Below are 12,982 nucleotides of genomic sequence, written 5' to 3' on the forward strand. Positions count from 1 at the left end.
TATGAGACTCTTTTCATTCCGTTTATTTCCCCGGAATATCGAAATACTCTTCCAGTGTTTTTCCACTAGTTTTGATTTTAGTAGCGTTGGCCTCCCCGATGTAACGGAAGTGCCATGGCTCAAACATATAACCCGTGATGTCTTCCTTGCCTTTTTGATAGCGCAAGTGGAAACCATATTTATGAGCGTTTGAAGCCAGCCATTTTCCTTCTTTGGTGTTTGCAAACGACTCTTCAAACCAGTGTGCCTGATTAACACCACCTAAATCGAAGGCTAGTCCAGTCTGATGTTCAGAATGTCCAGGACGTGCGCTGAAGCGATCTGCTTTTGCTTTGCCGTGCTTTTCTACATAGTTATTATACAAAGTGTTTTGATACCAATAAGAACGGTATGAGCTCGTGATCTTTAATGTGACGCTCTGTTTTTTTGCATCCGCAATCATAGCATCTAATGCTTTTTTCGCCGTCGCATTTACTCCAGGATTGTAAGTTGAAGGCAATGCGTACTTTTTATTGACAATCAGAATGTCTTCTACATATTTGCCCGGTGTGTCCGTAGAAGGAGCCGGGTATTTCGATGGCTCTGCTGCTCCGATTTTTGCTAGGTAGTCGGAATGAACATAGCCCGTTTTTGTGCCGTACTTCACTTTATACCAAATGCCGCTCTTCGAAATATACGAAACTTCTGCGTTTCTAGGAATCACTAACACGATTTCATGTTTGGTCGAAGCCCCGGTACGGAGGTTGACGTTACTTTTCGCAAAGTGGGTTGCCTTTGGTGTTTCCGGGGCTACTGTTTCGATTTTCGTTATGTAGTCGGAATGAACATAACCCGTGGTCGTGCCATATTTCACTTTGTACCAAATGCCGCTTCCCGAGATGTACTCAATTTTTCCACCCTTCGGAATTTGCAAAATGATCTTGTCCTTTAATGAACCGCCACTGCGAAGATTCAAATTCCCTTTCGCCACGTGCGTAGCTGTCGACGCCTCTGCTTGAATCAGTCCGAATTCGCTATTGCTAAAAGCATTGCCCGTTGGCACGATGGAAATAGCCAATGTGAGTACTGCTGTTGAGATAACCGCTTTTGTTGTCATTTTGTTTTTCGTCATAAAAACCAACTCCATCTTCTTTTGCTGTATCTTTATTACACATAAAAATCAGGTCACATATCTTTGGGCACCAGGATACAAGCTTTTCGCTACGTCCATGATCATACCATCCAGATCAACTGCCTTCCACGGATAGTCATTCGAGCCATTCATTTCGACTGTGGCTGGTGCCGCTGTGTCTGCAACTGCCGCTTTACTTGCTACCGCTTATTCTTGTGCTATTCTCTCTTCCCTCGTATCTTCTGAGGTGCTTTCTTCTCGAATCAACTGCCCGTTTTCAGCTCCGCTTTATCGAACTAAATTATGCCTTGCACAGGGGCTGTTTCACACCCAAATCCACTACCTATGCATTTTCCACTGCTTAAATCGTGTGATGCACAGGGACAGCTCTACTCAGTCTTTCGATATTTATCTTCAATCACCTGGTAATTTTCGTGATGAATCTTATTCCATTCCGTCTTTTTATACATTCTGCTTTTTAGAAAACTGTTAATCCACTTCGGGTCATATTCCCTGAAACGCATGTCGGCTGCCCACGTTTTCATATCTTCGTGTTCCGGATGCTGTTCATCTCGATAGATTTTTAGGAATTCATAAAATCCTGGAAGGCCGCCTACATCTTCAGGGGGCGCTGCCTCTTCTCCGGCAAGCAGCGTCGGAAAGCCAAAATGATAGTCATAGACAATCTCTTCAAGAATAATGCGGAATCTCCAGTCGCCACCAAAATCGTAGCGGTAAATCAGCTGTCCAAGCTTCTCGATGTATTCATCGATTTTAATGCGTGCCGGCTGGCGCACGACTGTTGCTAATCGCTTCTGGTAGTTCTCCTCAAAACGCTTGTGTTTCGGATAGGCATTTTTCAGCCTCTCGGCAAACAGCTTTTTATTCTTTTTATAATACTGATGCTCTTCATAAGCCTGTTCATCGTTCGTCACTCGAATGCCCTCTTCCGGCAAATCGAATTCAAATAAATGATATGGCTCATAAGGGTAGCCGCTTTGGAAATTGCTGACCTGCTGGATAATGTCATGCAGCATATTGAATGTGGCGCCAGCCGGCATGACTACCTTTCGCCAAACAAGCGGCTCGGAACCTTCTAATTCGATTCGGATAATATAAGATTTCATGTTTTATCCCCTAACTTTCTCTTTAAGATATTTTTAACTGTGTTTTAGAATATCCTCTTTGTTCATCCTATCGTCGCTCGAATTTATTAACAAGGGCTGAAGCAATGGTAGATTTCATTTACCTTTACCAACCATACTCTTTTAGATGAAAAACATACCATTCCCCACTGGAATTGTGTCATGCACAGGGACGCAACTGACTGCACGCAATCGACAAATCCAGCCACAACAACGTTCTTACCCGCTACCCGCCGCTTAAATTGTGTGATGCACAGGGACAAGCCGCGAAACCAAACAAAAACCGGTCCGTTTCCCGTGTGAATTGTGTCACGCACAGGGACGCAAGCAACCACCCGCCCTCTGTAAATCCATTCCCGCCACCATTTCCACCCACTCCTCCTCGCCCGAATTGTGCCGTGCACAGGGACACTCACGCACCAAACTTGTTTTCGCATGCCCTTTTCCTGTATAACTTGAATTATGCTTAGCGCGTCAAGGCGTTTTTTTGAATGGAGGAAATCATGGAACAGCTATTAACCATTGAGAAAGTATTGAATAACAACGTCGTGATCGCCCGCCATGATGCCTATAAGGAAGTTGTCTTGATCGGAAACGGCCTTGGCTTCAACCGGAAAAAAGGCGATGTCATTTCGTTTGATCATGCCGATAAGACCTTCCTGTTAAAAGATGAGGCGGAAAAGGAACAATACGTTAACTTGATTCCTTATATCGATGAAGACTTAATCGCATTTATCAATGATCAACTATTATATATCGAAGAACAGATGGGCACCGAGTTGAATGAACACATTCACGTGGCGTTGACGGATCATTTGTCTTTTGCCATCAAACGTATCCAGCAGAACATGCAGTTCTCGAACTCGTTCCTGTTTGAAATCGAATCTTTGTATCCGAAAGAATACCAGGTAGCAAAAGGCATGGTAAAAGAGTTCGAACGCCAGCTGGGCATCGTGTTTCCGGAAGGCGAGATCGGTTTTATCGCGCTCCACATCCACAGTGCGGTGACCGACAAATCCTTGCGCGATATGAACCGCGACCACGCACTCATCTCACGCCTGACAGAATTGATCGAAGAGGGTCTGAAAATTGATCTCAGCAAGGACAATGTCAATTACCATCGCCTGATCCAGCATCTGCACCGGGCGATCGACCGCATTCATCACGGCGAATCGCTGGGTGATGAAAATAAACTCGAAGCACTATTGAAAGCCGAATACCCCGTGTGCTATAATCTGGCTTGGAAGCTCATCAAAGTAATGCAAAACCAATTAAAAAAGCCTGTCGACGAAGCGGAAGTGCTTTATCTGACAATTCATCTGCAGCGCTTGACCCATACAAACTGATTCATACGTGTTACTGATTCGATCAGGCATGAGTATGAAAAGGTACAACGGTTAATCCAGGGGACTTCTCCCCTTTTTTACCGATGCCTTTTCCGCTCATGCCTTTTTTGTATGCTTTAGCTTCTGCCAAACACGTTCCATCCCGTTTGATCCGCAGTAAGTTTTACCAATAAAGGAGGAAATTTTATGTCTACTAATGTATTCGGTACATTGCAAAAAGTCGGGAAGGCATTGATGCTGCCTGTCGCACTCTTGCCCGCAGCAGGAATTTTGCTGGCATTCGGCACAAGCTTTTCACAAGACACATTTGTGGAAGCGGTACCATTCTTCGGCACCCCATGGGTCCAGTCATTGCTCTTTATCATGGCGGAAGCCGGTGGTGTAATCTTTGATAACTTGCCATTGCTCTTTGCAGTCGGCGTCGCAATCGGCTTAGCCGGCGGTGACGGAGTCGCAGGCCTTGCCGCGATCATTGGCTATTTGATTATGAACGTCACGATGAAAGCAGTCGGCGGCATCACAGAAGAATTGGCCACTTCAGATCCTGCGTACGCCATGGTCCTTGGGATTCCAACCTTGCAGACCGGCGTCTTCGGCGGGATTATCGTCGGGATTTTGGCCGCTGCAATGTACAATAAATTCTACAATATCAACTTGCCGCAATTTCTCGGATTCTTCGCCGGCAAGCGCTTCGTTCCGATCATTACCGCATTCTCGGCATTGTTTCTCGGTGTCGCGATGTACCTTGTGTGGCCTTTTGCACAGAACGGCCTGAACACGCTTTCTTATTTCATCCTAGACACAAACCGCACACTTGCGGCGTTCGTCTTCGGCCTTGTGGAACGCTCATTGATCCCATTCGGCCTTCACCATATTTTCTATTCGCCGTTCTGGTTTGAGTTCGGCACGTATACGAATGCCGCTGGCGAAATCATCCGCGGCGACCAGCGCATCTTTATTGAACAACTGCGCGACGGTGTCGACTTCACAGCCGGCACGTTCATGACAGGCAAATATCCGTTCATGATGTTCGGCCTTCCAGCAGCGGCGCTTGCGATTTATCACTGCGCACGCCCTGAACGCAAGAAAGTCGTCGGCGGCATCATGGGTTCAGCTGCCCTTACTTCATTTTTGACAGGGATCACTGAACCGCTTGAATTCGCATTCCTTTTCGTAGCACCTGTATTGTTCGGGATCCACGCAGTATTCGCTGGACTGTCCTTTATGATCATGCATATTCTTGATGTTAAAATCGGCATGACTTTCTCCGGCGGCCTCATCGACTTCCTGCTGTTCGGCGTCATGCCGGGCAGAACGGAATGGTTCTGGGTTATCGTCGTCGGTCTGTTCTTCGCCGTCATTTACTATTTCGGCTTCCGTTTCGCCATCACGAAATTCAATTTGATGACGCCAGGACGTGAAGACGAAGAAGAAGACGAAGATGGCGATTCAGCCGTTGCCGGTGAACTGCCATACGAAATCCTGCAAGCGATGGGCGGACAGCAAAACATCACCCATCTCGATGCCTGCATCACCCGCCTGCGCGTCAGTGTAGAAGACAAGAGCGCAGTCGATAAAAATAAATTGAAAAAGCTCGGGGCTTCCGGTGTCATGGAAGTCGGCAATAACATCCAAGCAATCTTCGGGCCGGTTTCAGACAACCTGCGCGGGCAAATGCAAGACATCATCAACGGCAAAACGCCACGCACGAAACAAGATGTATCCCAGATAATCGACCAGGCGAAAGACGCGGGAGATGCACCGGTACGCCTCGGTACCGTTGATTTCGGCATCCCGATCACGGGCGACATCCTGCCGATCACGGATGTACCGGACCAAGTCTTTTCCGGAAGAATGGTCGGCGACGGCTTTGCAATCAAACCTTCTGAAGGCAAAGTGTTCTCGCCAGTGAACGGTGAAGTCGTGACTTTGTTCCCGACGAAACACGCTATTGGCTTGAAAGCGGACGACGGCACTGAATTGCTCATTCACATCGGCATCGACACTGTTCACTTGAAAGGCGAAGGCTTCACGGCTCACGTCGAACAAGGCGACCTTGTCGAACAAGGACAATTATTGATGGAAATGGACCTCGCCTATATCGGCGAACACGCCCCGTCTATCATCACGCCGGTTGTCTTCACGAGCCTCCAAGAAGGACAGCAAGTGAACATCAAAACATCCGGCCGAGTAGCCGCGAATACGAAAGACTTGATTGAAATTACTAGCGGGAATGAAGAAGTGTAAAAGCTCCTTCCTTACCAGCTTCAAACCCGGACCGATGCGAATCTCTTCGCTCAGGTCCGGGTTTTCTTTAAAATCGCCATACTTTGGAGGAATCAATCAATGAAACTACTGACCTTGAATTGCCATGCCTGGCACGAAGAAAATCAACTGGACAAAATCCGCCATTTGGCATCGGCCATCGCCGAAAAACAATACGACGTCATCGCCTTGCAGGAAGTCAATCAGTCGATTGACGAGCAACCAGAACATGTTATCAAGCACGATAATTACGCCTGGGTTCTGCTTAAGGAAATGGAGCAACTCGGCATGACAGGCTATTCGATGGTGTGGGATTTCTCCCACCTCGTCTACGGGCGCTACGAAGAAGGGCTGGTGATCTTGACGCGCCATGCCGTCATCGATGAGCACAGCTTCTTCGTCAGCCAAAGCACTGACAAGCATTCCCCGAAAACGCGGAAGATTGTCGGCGCAACCATCCATTACGCCGACCAGCCCTTCACATTCTATTCCTGCCATACGGGTTGGTGGCATGACAGCGTAGAGCCATTCAAATACCAGGCAGACCAGCTGCTTGAGCAGATGAACATAGAAGCCCCTGCCTTCCTGATGGGCGACTTCAATAACGACGCCTCGCTCGAACAACAAGGCTATGCTTACTTATTGGAAAACGGGCTGCACGACACCTACACATTAGCCGAGGAAAAAGACGCCGGCATCACCGTCAAAGGCAAAATCGCCGGCTGGAGCGAAAATAAACAGGACCTGCGCATCGACTTGATCCTCTCCACCGAACCCGTCACCGTCAAATCGTCCAAAGTCATCTTCAACGGCGAACACAAGCCGCTGGTGTCGGACCATTTCGGTGTGGAAGTTCAGTTGGTAATGAATTAGCGAAGAGTCAGCTGAGCTAATTCATTTACGACGCATTTGCACAGTAAATGTGGGAGCAATACTTTTATGTGCGACGCATTTACGCAGTAAATGTGGGAGCAATGGTTTTATGTGATGCTCGAACTCAAATAACTAGACAAATAAAACCGCTTTCCCCCACGTATGCTGGACGGAAAAAGCGGTTTTTTCGTTGACTGTTTTTCATTAAAGCAAAAGCTTCGTCACTTGCCGGGAGATCTCGTGCGTATTGATTGGGGACTCTATTTGGCCTTTGTGCACGCAGCGGATAAATTCGTCGAGTTCATAATACATGGTATCGAACTCGTGCGGGATGGAAATATCTTCAGTCGTGCCGTCGCGGTATTTGATCAGCACGTGTTTCGGGTCACTAATTCTGTCGATTTCAACGACGCCGTTTTCCCCTTGAATTTCACTCGGCAAATACGAATCCGAAATTTTCGAGTACATGACGACCGCTTCGCATTCGCCGTAATCGAGAATCATGCTGCCTTGCCCTTCCGCACCCGTCGACAACAGATAGCGGTTGCGCAATACGGCATCCGGCTCCCCCGCCAAATGGACGAGCGGCGCCAAGCCGTAAACGCCGAGATCCGTTTTCGCACCGTTACCGAGTTCCGGCTTAAACGCGTTTTCGATGATGCCTTCTTTGTATTTATCGTAGCGAGACGAATACTGGTTGTAATGGAATACATAGCGGCGGACCGGGCCGATTTTATGCAGCTCTTCTTTCAGCCGCAGGAAAGTCGGCGTCACGGTCGATTTCATCGCTTCCATATAAGTCATGCCGGTTTCTTTTGAAGCCGCAATGATCCGATCCATCTCGTCCAGACTGACAACGGCCGGCTTTTCACAGAGCACATGCACGCCGTGTTGCATCGCGAGCAGGCTTTGTTCAGCGTGAAACGCATTCGGCGAAGCGATATAGACCCCATCAATATCGCCTTCTTCGAACATTTTCTTCATGTCCGTATAAACCGCGTCCACCCCGTATTTCTCCGCAAACGCGCGGCCGGTCTCTTCCGTCCTTGAATACACGGCGCCGATGCTGAAACTTGGGTGTTGTTTCGCTGCTTTGATAAATCGATCGGTGATCCAATTCGTTCCAATGATGCCGAATTTCATGATTAGTTTCCTCTTCTCTTTATGGACTTACTTTCAAGCATAGTGCAATCGTGTCCCTGTGTCACAAACAATTCATTTCCGTGGAAGTTTCTGCCCTTCCGGCTTTATTTACTTGTATCTTAGGATAATGAAATTCGAGATTTCTTACACTGGCATGAAAGCGCTCAAAAACCTTTAGTCCTCAAAACCCACTGGATACGCTTTCAATTTCAATGTTCCTATCAACCATCTATTGCTTTGCCATAAATAAATAGAAATATTAGTTTTTTCGAAATATTAACTTTAATTTTCGGCAAAAGATGCTATCATGTGTATACGATATATCACTGACACCAGGAGGACGACGCATATGATTACATTTTTCGCAGCACTTGCACTCTTAATATTGGGATACGTTTTTTATTCAAAATTCATCGAAAAGGTATTCGGCGTCGACGATAAAACTCCAACACCCGCTTACGCGCAGGCCGATAACATCGACTATGTGCCGATGAGCTGGTGGAAAGGCAATTTGATTCAACTATTGAACATCGCAGGCCTTGGCCCGATCTACGGCGCTGTAGCTGGCGCATTGTACGGACCCGTCGCATTCATCTGGATCGTCGTTGGCTGCATCTTTGCAGGCGGCGTCCACGATTACTTTTCCGGTATGATGTCGATGCGCCACGGCGGAGCTCAGTTCCCTACACTCGTTGGACGTTACCTCGGAAAGAACGCAAAATTCTTCATCAATGGCTTGTCGCTCGTGTTGATGCTGCTCGTGGCGGCGGCCTTTACAGCGGGACCCGCTCAATTAATCGCACAAATTACGCCGATTTCTTTTATCGCGGCGCTTGGCTTGATTTTCGCTTATTTCGTTCTCGCAACGATCTTGCCGATCAACCGCATCATCGGCCGCATCTATCCGGTGCTCGGCGGTATCCTGTTGTTCATGGCCATCGCAGTCGCCGTGGCACTCGTGTTCTCAGGCAAACCGATGCCGAACTTGACCTTCAGCAATTTGCACCCAGGCGAATTGCCGATTTGGCCGCTACTCATGGTTACCGTTTCGTGCGGCGCAATTTCCGGCTTCCATAGTACGCAAAGCCCGATCATTGCCCGCACCATGAAAAAAGAAACCGACGGCCGCAAAATTTTCTACGGCGCCATGGTCATTGAAGGCGTTATCGCTTTGATCTGGGCGGCAGCCGGCATGACTTTCTTCAACGGAACAGAAGGACTCGGCGCAGCACTTGCAGCAGGCGGACCGTCTGGCGTCGTCAACGACATCTCGATTTCGCTTCTTGGCACGCTCGGTGGCATCCTCGCGATCTTCGGCGTCATCATCTTGCCGATCACAACGGGTGATACTGCGCTGCGTTCGTCGCGCATGATCTTGGCTGATTTATTGTCGAAGTTCACGAAAACTGACGGCACCTTGCGCATCCTATTGATCACCATCCCGCTCGCCATCCCAACGTTCTACATGGCGACGATCGACTACACGTTCTTGTGGAGATACGTCGGCTGGACCAACCAAGTTGTCGCGACCTTCATGCTGTGGACAGCGACGATGTATTTGCTCAAGAACTACAAAATGCACTGGATCAGCGGCGTGCCGGCCATGTTCATGACAGGCGTCGTCTCCATGTACATCTTCTACGCACCTGAAGGCTTGAATATGGAATACCACATCGCCGCGATGATCGGCTCGGTTATCACCTTGGTTGTTGCTCTCTGGTATATTGCGCAGATTATGAAGTACCGCGCTGCGAAGCAGACAGATTCAGAATGCGAAGCAGTTTAAACGAAAAAAGATGAGCTCTGGCAGTTTTGCCGGAGCTCATCTTTTTGGGTTATTCCAGGTTTTCGATAGCGTAGTCAGCTTCTTCTTGCGTAAACTGGCCGCCATAATCGGAAGTCAATTGATCGCGAATAGCTTCTTTGGACAAGCTCATGCTGTCCTGATAAGTCTTGGCCGATTCCAAAGCGTTCGCTTTCCAATCAGCATCCACATTATCGATCGCGTATTGTGCAGCGTCTTCTGGGAATTGTCCGCCGTATTCAGAAGTCAATTGCTCGAACAGGCCGGCTTTTGACATATGCATGGTATCTGAGTAGGTTTGTGCTTGATTCAATGCAGATTCAAACTCAGTCGATACTTCCGGCTCAGCTGGCTCTTCTTCGACCGGCTCTTCCGTTTCAGCATCTTCTTCCGTAGAAGTTTCTTCTGTTGCGGGTGCTGTTTCTGTCGTACCCTCGGTTTCCGTGGAATCTTCTCCTCCACCGGCCAAAGCAACCAGTATAGCCATCAATACAATTAGGCCAATAAAGCCGAAACAGCCTATCTTAAATACTTTTTTCATGATAAATCCCCCTTATTTTCGAATAAATTTCACTTATTATTGATTTCCTTTATTTCCACGAGCTTCATAATCCCGTTCAATTTCCTTCTTCCACTCCCGGTCAATCTTTTTCCCGGTCCGGAATGAACTGACCGCTTCGCTCAACACTTGGTAATTCAACTCCGTCCCTTCCGCATCCGCATGGTAATCCACCGCAAAATCTTCGTCTACACCAAATTTCTTGGCGGTCGCGACCGCGTCGATGTTTGCACCGAGGAACACGAATTCCCAGCCGGCCGTCTTTTTTGAGGCGATCATTTCATGGATTTTCTTATACGTGTACTCACAGCTGGAATTTTCCAGGCCGTCTGTCGTGATGACGAACATCACCCGGTCGGCCTGGTGCTTTTTCAATGTCCCTTTTTGCGCATTGCTGATTTTCTGGATTGTCGAGCCGACCGCATCAAGCAAAGCCGTCATGCCTCCTACTCCATAATCGCTATCGGTCATCGGCGAAATGCCTTCGAGCGAAATCCGGTCGTGAAGCAACTCGTATTCATGATTGAACAGCACCGTTGTCACGCGGACCTCACCCGGCAGCTTTCGCTGCTTGTCGATCAGGGCATTAAAGCCGCCGATCGTATCTTGTTCGAGACCTGCCATCGAACCGCTCTTGTCGAGAATAAACACCAATTCCGTCATTTCATTTTTCATCATCGTTTCCTCCTTCAGGTTACTTGCTACCCCAAGGATACGATTTTCCCATAGAAAAAAGGTCGCTTCGAAAGCGACCTTTTTACGAACCGAGAAGCGCTTCGTCAAATGCAAACAAGGCTTCGTTGATTTCAAAAATATTGTATTGTTCCCGCTCGATGAAATAGCGGACAATCAAGTCAAACTTGTGGCTGTTCGACAAGCGGTAGCCGGCTGTCCCAAGCAGTTCCTCCGTCTCATCAAGTTCCAGTTCGAGCGCAATCGCAAACGCCAGGATGGTCTTTTTCTTCGGCGTGTAGCCTGGGGAGTTTCTGATTTTGGAAAACAGCTTTTTGTCGAGGTTCGCTTTTTTATAGGTCTCGGCATCGGTCATGCCCCGGTCGTCAATGAACCTGAACAGCCGCTGTGAGAAGGATTCATCCACCTCTTCCAAGAACTCTTCTAGGCTCAATTGCTGCTCCACTATCTCGATTGGTGCAGACATCGGTATTTCCATTTCCCGCCGGTCTTGGTAACGGCCAGCTCGTTCTTCCAAAACCGCCGCTTCCTGTTCATCGATGAACGTTTCAATCGATTCGTAAAGCTTCTCGCTAATGCCAAACGACTGCTTGTCCAAGACGACCAGATAGATGTCCATATCGTACTCGTCCAGAAAGGCATCGATCTCTTCTGTCGCCACGCGCAGTGCCGGTTCTTTCGGATAGCCGAAGATGCCGGTCGAGATAAGCGGAAACGCAATCGACTCATAGCCAAGCTCTGCGGCAAGTACCAGTGAGTTGCGGTAGCAATTGCGCAGCAACATTTCCTCGTTGCGCCCGCCGCCTTCCCACACCGGGCCGACCGTATGGATGATGTACTTCGCATCAAGCGCGAAGCCGTCGGTATGCACTGCTTCGCCGACCGCACAATAACCGATCCGGTCGCACGCTTCCTGCAGCTGCTTCGGACCTGCTGCGCGGAAAATCGCTCCGCACACGCCGCCGCCTATTTTCAGGCTGGAGTTTGCGGCATTAACGATTGCCTCGGTGTTCATTTTGGTGATGTCGTTGCGCACGATTTGCAGTGGCATGGGCTCATCCCTTTCTGTTTCTTGTTTCTTTTCATTTTACCACCCGTTGTGTCCCTGTGCGCCACACAATTTCATGCACCCCGAAGCGAGATGCAGTGCGGGGTTTTTGCTTGGCGAACGGTTTTTTGTCCCTGTGCACCACACAATTTGACGACGCAAAAACACCCCGTCAGCTAAAAGCTGCGGGGTGTTCACATTCTCTATAGGAACCTTTATTGAGCTGTGTAACCGCCATCGATGACGATGGTTTGGCCCGTGATGCTTTTCGCTTTGTCGCTTGCCAAGTACAAGGCGCAATCAGCGATTTCAGCGACGTCAAGCAAGCGTTTTTGCGGGACGAGCGGCAAAAGTACTTCTTCTAGTACTTTTTCGAGTGGCACATTGCGCGTCTTAGCCAAGTCGGCCATTTGCCCGCGGACGAGCGGCGTGTCGACATAGCCTGGTGCGACAGCGTTTACTGTGATGCCGTGCTCAGCACCTTCTAGCGCTGCTACTTTCGTCAAACCGATAACGCCGTGCTTCGCGCTGTTATAAGCCGCTTTACCGGAGAAGCCGATCAATCCGTTGATCGACGAGATGTTGATGATGCGGCCAAATCCTTGTTCTTTCATGATTGGGAAGACTGCTTTCGTCAACATGAACGGTGCTGTTAGCATGATTTTGATCATCAATTCGTATTTCGCTGTCGGGAATTCCTCGATTGGCGAAACGTGTTGCAAACCAGCGTTGTTGATGACGATGTCGACGCGGCCGTAAGTGTTTTTCGTTTCCGCTACCAAGTTTTGAAGATCTTCTTCGCTTGTGACATCGGCTTTCACGCCAATGGCTTCAAAGCCTTCGTTTCTCAAAGATTGTGCAGATTCCTGCAGCACTTCATTGTTGATATCCGACAAGACGACTTTCGCTCCGCTTTCTGCGAAATGCTTGCCGATTTCAAATCCGATGCCGCGCGCGGACCCTGTGATCACTACTACTTTTTGCTCTACCATACT

The 12,982-nt window shown here is 48.6% G+C and carries 11 protein-coding genes; 4 read left to right on the top strand and 7 right to left on the bottom strand.

Features of this window, described 5'->3' with window-relative positions; genetic code table 11:
* Positions 1–22: 22 nt before the first annotated feature.
* A complete protein-coding gene (locus KTG14_RS10260; RefSeq protein ID WP_254178102.1) occupies positions 23–1,111 on the bottom strand; it encodes a D-alanyl-D-alanine carboxypeptidase family protein in 1,089 nt (362 codons plus the stop codon).
* 389 nt (positions 1,112–1,500) lie between these two features.
* Entirely contained in the window at positions 1,501–2,238 is a 738-nt protein-coding gene (locus tag KTG14_RS10265) for a plasmid pRiA4b ORF-3 family protein (protein WP_216970857.1), read from the bottom strand.
* A 521-nt stretch (positions 2,239–2,759) separates the two neighbouring features.
* On the opposite strand from KTG14_RS10265, the gene glcT reads away from it, so the two are divergent.
* The 3 genes from glcT (at position 2,760) to KTG14_RS10280 (ending at position 6,740) form a co-directional block, all read left to right on the top strand.
* Complete coding sequence (gene glcT, locus KTG14_RS10270; protein WP_216970858.1) at positions 2,760–3,602, top strand: glucose PTS transporter transcription antiterminator GlcT; 843 nt, start codon at positions 2,760–2,762, stop codon at positions 3,600–3,602.
* Positions 3,603–3,788: 186 nt separating this feature from the next.
* Positions 3,789–5,849, top strand: a complete 2,061-nt coding sequence (gene ptsG, locus KTG14_RS10275; protein WP_216970859.1) for a glucose-specific PTS transporter subunit IIBC — start codon at positions 3,789–3,791, stop codon at positions 5,847–5,849.
* A 99-nt stretch (positions 5,850–5,948) separates the two neighbouring features.
* Positions 5,949–6,740 carry an endonuclease/exonuclease/phosphatase family protein gene (locus KTG14_RS10280; protein ID WP_216970860.1) on the top strand — a complete coding sequence of 264 codons (792 nt, stop codon included), beginning with the start codon at positions 5,949–5,951 and terminating at the stop codon, positions 6,738–6,740.
* A gap of 204 nt (positions 6,741–6,944) precedes the next feature.
* On the opposite strand, the gene KTG14_RS10285 is transcribed toward KTG14_RS10280, so the two are convergent.
* Positions 6,945–7,883, bottom strand: a complete 939-nt coding sequence (locus KTG14_RS10285) for a Gfo/Idh/MocA family protein (protein ID WP_216970861.1) — start codon at positions 7,881–7,883, stop codon at positions 6,945–6,947.
* Between the two features lie 349 nt (positions 7,884–8,232).
* On the opposite strand from KTG14_RS10285, the gene KTG14_RS10290 reads away from it, so the two are divergent.
* Complete coding sequence (locus tag KTG14_RS10290) at positions 8,233–9,669, top strand: carbon starvation CstA family protein (RefSeq protein WP_216970862.1); 1,437 nt, start codon at positions 8,233–8,235, stop codon at positions 9,667–9,669.
* A 49-nt stretch (positions 9,670–9,718) separates the two neighbouring features.
* Here the strand turns inward: KTG14_RS10290 and KTG14_RS10295 are convergent, their stop codons facing one another.
* The 4 genes from KTG14_RS10295 to KTG14_RS10310 all read right to left on the bottom strand — a co-directional run bounded on the left by KTG14_RS10295 (position 9,719) and on the right by KTG14_RS10310 (position 12,979).
* Positions 9,719–10,228, bottom strand: coding sequence for an Ltp family lipoprotein (locus tag KTG14_RS10295; RefSeq protein WP_216970863.1), 510 nt, complete (start codon positions 10,226–10,228; stop codon positions 9,719–9,721).
* A gap of 36 nt (positions 10,229–10,264) precedes the next feature.
* Positions 10,265–10,921, bottom strand: a complete 657-nt coding sequence (locus tag KTG14_RS10300; protein WP_216970864.1) for a vWA domain-containing protein — start codon at positions 10,919–10,921, stop codon at positions 10,265–10,267.
* An 82-nt stretch (positions 10,922–11,003) separates the two neighbouring features.
* Positions 11,004–11,990, bottom strand: coding sequence for a macro domain-containing protein (locus KTG14_RS10305; protein ID WP_216970865.1), 987 nt, complete (start codon positions 11,988–11,990; stop codon positions 11,004–11,006).
* 212 nt (positions 11,991–12,202) lie between these two features.
* A complete protein-coding gene (locus KTG14_RS10310; RefSeq protein WP_068460688.1) occupies positions 12,203–12,979 on the bottom strand; it encodes a 3-hydroxybutyrate dehydrogenase in 777 nt (258 codons plus the stop codon).
* Positions 12,980–12,982: the final 3 nt, after the last annotated feature.

Origin of the sequence: Planococcus sp. CP5-4_YE (genome assembly GCF_019042655.1) — a bacterium.
Lineage (GTDB): Bacteria > Bacillota > Bacilli > Bacillales_A > Planococcaceae > Planococcus.